Genomic DNA, 5,467 nt, shown 5'->3' with positions numbered 1-5,467 from the left:
TAAACACGTTCTTTTTTATGCTTTGAGGCTACTACTCTACTTACCCATAAATCTTTAGGCAAGTTTGTACTAATCACATTCCAGCTTCCACCTCCATTTTTAGTTATTTGAATAACACCATCATCACTACCTGTGTAAATTAGACCAAACTCAAAAGGCGATTCGCTTATAGAAGCTAATGTTCCATAAGCTACATTTCCTATTTTTCTACCTTGTGTTAAATCTGGAGAAATAGCTTTCCAAGTATCTCCTTGATCCATCGAGCGCATTAATTTATTACCTCCTAAATATAAAATATCTTGATTGTGTTTTGATAAATGAATAGGTGTTTGCCAATTAAATCGATAAGGTGTTTCGCCTAATTCGTGCTTAGGCTGAATGTATTTTCGATCGCCACTTTCTCTATTAACTCTATAGTAATTACCAAACTGAAAACCTGTATAAACAATATCTGGATTACGATTATCAATCTCTATTTGCATACCATCTCCACCCATAATACTTCTCCATGGATACTCTCCTTTTTGATGCCAAGATTTATCTTCTGGTGCATTATGCGCGCCAACCCAAACACCATTATCTTGTAAACCACCATAAACGCGATACGGTTTTTGGTTATCTACATTTATAGCATAAAATTGCCCAACAGCAGGCGAATTGTTTTTTATCCAATGCTCACCATCGTCATAAGTTATGTTAACACCACCATCGTTTCCGTTAATTAAGTGATTTGTGTTTTTTGGGTTTATCCATAGTGCGTGATGATCTGCATGTACGTTTTCTTTACTTATAGAAGTAAATGTTTTTCCGCCATCTTTAGACTTTAAAATGGGCACACCATAAACATAGATATTGTTTTCGTTATCTGGTGCAACATAAACGTGTCCAAAATAATAACCGTAACTGTAATACAAATCGTCTAAATAATCATCGTGCGTTTTTTTCCATGTTTTACCTCCATCTGTACTTTTATATATCTCAGCTCCAATTACAGGTGTATCAAACAACATAGAGTTAGCATCCTCAAGATAGTTTGCTAAGTCAATAGGTTTTACGTTTCCGCTTCGTACCATTTGCTTTACGTTTTCGGCTCTATATTTTTCTTGAAAACCATTCATCTTTAAAAAGCCATTCAGTTTTTTGTCTTCTAGATTCAAAAAATCCTGGCTACTCATAGTTTTAAAATCTTCTTTTTTAAGACCTCTTGTTTCTTCTTTTTTTCCTTCGGAAGGTCTCCTAAATTGACTATCATGAATGGCATATACAATATTATCATCGTAAATTGCCAATCCTATTCTACCAGTTCCTGTTCCAGTTGGAAAACCACTAGTTTTGGTTGAAACTTTAGTCCAAGTTTCTCCAGCATCTGTACTTTTATAAATAGCAGAATTATTTCCACTTCCATCAAAATTCCAAGCTTTACGGTCTTTAGTCCAAGAAGAAGCAAACATTATATTGTAATTATTTGGTACGTGTTGCATGTCTATAATACCGCTAGTAGTATCTACAAACAAGGTTTTTTTCCATGTTTTACCGCCATCTTTAGTTTTATAAATCCCTCTATCCTCACTCTTAGAATATAATGCTCCAGTTACTCCAATTACAACTTCTTCTCCATTATTTGGGTTAATTAAAATACGACCAACATGCTGCGAATTTGGTAAACCAACATGTTCCCAAGTTTCACCATTATTAGTAGATTTTAATATTCCTATTCCAGAATAAGACGATCGTGATGCGTTATTCTCTCCTGTACCAACCCAAATAGTTCGTGTTTTCCAATCTACTGCAATGTCCCCAATATTCTGTGTTTGCGAGCTATCTAAAATTGGCGTAAAAGAGGTTCCGTTATTAGTTGTGTGCCACAAACCTCCAGAAGCGTAAGCAGCGTAAAACTCGCTTGATTGTTCTGGGTTTACTGCTAAATCAACCACACGACCACTCATAACTGTTGGTCCAATGTTTTTAAAAGGTACATTTTTAACAATAGAACGCTCTTGCATTTGTTTTTTTTGCTGAAGCCTATTTTGCACCATTTCGGTACTTAAACCAGTCTGTTGTGCTTCAGTTTTAAGAAGAACTAAAAATATTAAGGCGAGGAAAAACTTGAATTTCATATTGAGAATTTTTTAAAGCATGAAGGTAGTCATTATGATAAATATGAACAAAACTGAAACCCTTTTTAGCAATAAAATGTTATTTTTACAACGACTTAGTTATTCCGCTTGACGGAAAATTAAATAACGAACATACATTAATAAGATTTCCATTTTCATGGGAATGAAAAACAAGTTTTTCAATGAAATACAACAAAATAGATTCGGCTCTTTTTATAAAAAACAGAAAAAACTTTACTTCACAAATGCAATCAAATAGCATTGCAGTATTTAACTCTAACGATATTTATCCTGTTAGTGCAGATAGTACATTACCTTTCGAACAACACAGAGATATATTTTATTTAAGTGGTGTAGATCAAGAGGAGAGTATTTTAGTAATGTTTCCAGATTGCCCAAATTCTAAAAATCGTGAAATCTTGTTTTTAAAAGAAACGAATGCACATATTGCTATTTGGGAAGGTGAAAAACTGACTAAAGAAGCAGCTTTAGCAACTAGCGGAATTAAAACCGTGTATTGGTTACAAGATTTAGAAAAGGTAATGGCAGAGATTATGTCTCAAAGTGATACGGTTTACATAAATACTAACGAGCATTATCGTGCTAATGTGGAGACAGAAACACGTGAAGACCGTTTTACAAAATGGTTAAAAAACAAATATCCTGCACATAGTGTTGCAAAAAGCAATCCTATTTTACAACGTTTACGCTCTATTAAAGACCAAACAGAAATTGACTTAATACAAACCGCTTGCGACATTACTAATAAAGGATTTAGACGTGTTTTAGGTTTTGTAAAACCTGGTGTTTGGGAGTATAATATTGAAGCAGAATTTATGCACGAATTTTTAAATAACCGTTCTGATGGATTTGCCTATACACCAATTATTGGTTCTGGAAACAACGCAAATGTGTTACATTATATAGAGAATAATCAAGAATGTAAAGCTGGTGATTTAATATTGATTGATGCTGGAGCTAAGTACGCAAATTATGCAAGTGATATGACACGTACTATTCCTGTTTCTGGCAAATATAACGACAGACAAAAAGCAGTTTACAACGCTGTTTTAAGAGTTAAAAATGCTGCAACAAAACTATTAGTTCCTGGAACACTTTGGGCAGAATACCATGTAGAAGTTGGTAAATTAATGACTAGTGAATTACTTGGCTTAGGTTTAATTGACAAAGCAGATGTTAAAAACGAAAATACAGATTGGCCAGCGTATAAAAAATACTTTATGCATGGCACAAGCCACCACATGGGATTAGACACGCATGATTACGGTTTACTACACGAGCCAATGCAAGCTAATATGGTGTTTACTGTAGAGCCTGGAATCTATATTCCAGACGAAGGTTTTGGTATTAGGTTAGAAGATGATGTGGTGATACAAAAAAGTGGAGAACCTTTTAATTTAATGCGAGATATCCCAATTGAAATTGATGAGATTGAGGATTTGATGAATAGGTAAAAGCTTGATTTTGTTTAATGTTTCTGTAAAAACTATAAAAAACAACCATAAGTTAGACTGTTATTATTTATTACTAATGTTAGCCTAATTTCGAAAACCATCGAATATATTCTATCTCTATTTTATTTATTAAATTAGAGATAGAACCTCTAAGCTTATCTTACCAAAAAAACTTGCTAACATTTCTACAAAACCGAAGAAACTGAACAACAAAAATTTTATGAGATACTTAATTACACTTTTACTAATAACAAATTTCTCTTTTGGTCAAGAATGGATAACAACTGAATTAACTGAATTTGCATCAATTAAATTTCCATATAAACCTGACAAAACTATCTTGAAAGGAGTTAACTATTATTCGAGTTGGGATGACATGGGAGAATATGTAGTTATGGTTCAAGATATAGGAAATCCAAGAATAACAGAGTCTGAGTTACCTGGATTTTACCAAGGCGTTATATCTGGATCATTAGCATCTGCAAATGGAGAGTTGTTAGAACAGACCGAATTTGAGTACAAAGGAATAAAAGGTGTAGAGATTTTATATACAATAAAATCTAACCCGCAATTACATGATTCAAGACATAAAATGATTTTTATTGTAAATAACCACGTTCTATCCTATGAGTTTTCAACATATAAAAAGAATGCTAAATTAGCTTCAACAAATAAAAATAAGTTTTTTTATTCAATATCTTTAGTAGCCGAAAAAGAAATTGAACCAGAGAAAAAAGAAAGTAATTCTGCCATTGAAAGTGGTTTTACTGTTGGTCAACTATTTTTTTATTTACTAATTATAGTTTTATTTATTGGTAGCATTATAGTAATTCGCAATCAAAATAGTAAAAAGAAAAAAAACGTTGAGTAATATAATTACTCATTAATTAAATGTTGATGATTTAAAAAAGTATTAGACTATTTTTAATTCGATTTATATCTAGTAAGCGAGATATTTAAACACCTTATAAACTACAAAAAGGCAAACTAGAAAGTTTGCCTTTTATTTTAAACTAAAACGGCATTATTTTCAAAAACATAACGCTGTAACTTCTTCAAAGTTTCAATTTTATCACTAGTATTTATTAATAAAGAGATATTATTATGACTTCCTCCATAGGATATCATACGTACACTTACGTCTTGTAAAATCTGAAATAAATTTGGTGTGTCTGCATGAAAGATAATTTCATTACCAACTAAGCACACAATACTCTTATAATCATCTACCTCAACTATAGAAAAACGAGCTAACTCCTCTACAATAGCCTGTAAATGTGTGGCATTATCAATGGTTAAAGATACTGCTATTTCTGAAGTTGTAATCATGTCTATTGACGTTTCATAACGCTCAAAAATTTCAAACACTTTTTTTAAAAAACCATGTGCTAATAACATTCTACCAGACTTAATTTTTATAGCTGTAATACCATCTTTAGCAGCAATAGCTTTTATACCTTCTCCGTGAACTTGATTGGTAATTAATGTACCGCAAGATTCTGGAGACATTGTGTTTTTTAATCGTACCGGAATATCCAATGCCTTAACTGGCATAACAGTTTGAGGATGCAATATTTTGGCTCCAAAATAAGCCAGCTCTGCAGACTCGTCAAAAGACAAGTTAGAAATAGCAGTTGTGTTATCTACAAATCTAGGATCGTTATTATGAAAACCGTCAATATCTGTCCAAATTTGTACTTCTTCGGCTTTTAAAACAGCTCCAATAATTGTTGCTGTATAATCGCTTCCTCCACGTTGTAAATTTGCAATATCGCCTAGTGCATCTCTACTTATAAAACCTTGAGTAATGTAGATTTCAGCATCTGGAGTTTGAGAAATAATGCGTTTTAAATTTTGTTTAATGTAGTAATTATC

4 protein-coding genes are annotated in these 5,467 nt (G+C 32.4%); 2 read left to right on the top strand and 2 right to left on the bottom strand.

Annotated elements, in window-relative coordinates:
• A partial coding sequence (locus Q0C58_RS07570) for a sialidase family protein (protein WP_290699543.1) occupies window positions 1-2,117 on the bottom strand: 2,117 nt, incomplete at its 3' end.
• Window positions 2,118-2,299: 182 nt separating this feature from the next.
• On the opposite strand from Q0C58_RS07570, the gene Q0C58_RS07565 reads away from it, so the two are divergent.
• A complete protein-coding gene (locus tag Q0C58_RS07565) occupies window positions 2,300-3,592 on the top strand; it encodes an aminopeptidase P family protein (protein WP_290699540.1) in 1,293 nt (430 codons plus the stop codon).
• Between the two features lie 220 nt (window positions 3,593-3,812).
• On the top strand, window positions 3,813-4,463 hold the full coding sequence (locus Q0C58_RS07560) for a hypothetical protein (protein WP_290699537.1): 651 nt from the start codon (window positions 3,813-3,815) through the stop codon (window positions 4,461-4,463).
• Window positions 4,464-4,600: 137 nt separating this feature from the next.
• Here the strand turns inward: Q0C58_RS07560 and Q0C58_RS07555 are convergent.
• Window positions 4,601-5,467: aspartate kinase (locus Q0C58_RS07555; protein ID WP_290699533.1), on the bottom strand; the 867-nt coding region annotated here is incomplete at its 5' end.

Source organism: Lacinutrix sp. (assembly GCF_023299985.1).
Taxonomy (GTDB): domain Bacteria; phylum Bacteroidota; class Bacteroidia; order Flavobacteriales; family Flavobacteriaceae; genus Lacinutrix.
This window is presented reverse-complemented; position numbering and strand designations above follow the sequence as displayed.

Bases quoted from the DNA above. Each gene is read 5' to 3' on its own strand.
- Q0C58_RS07565 (WP_290699540.1), top strand. From the start codon at position 2,300: ATGAAATACAACAAAATAGATTCGGCTCTTTTTATAAAAAACAGAAAA.
- Q0C58_RS07560 (WP_290699537.1), top strand. From the start codon at position 3,813: ATGAGATACTTAATTACACTTTTACTAATAACAAATTTCTCTTTTGGT.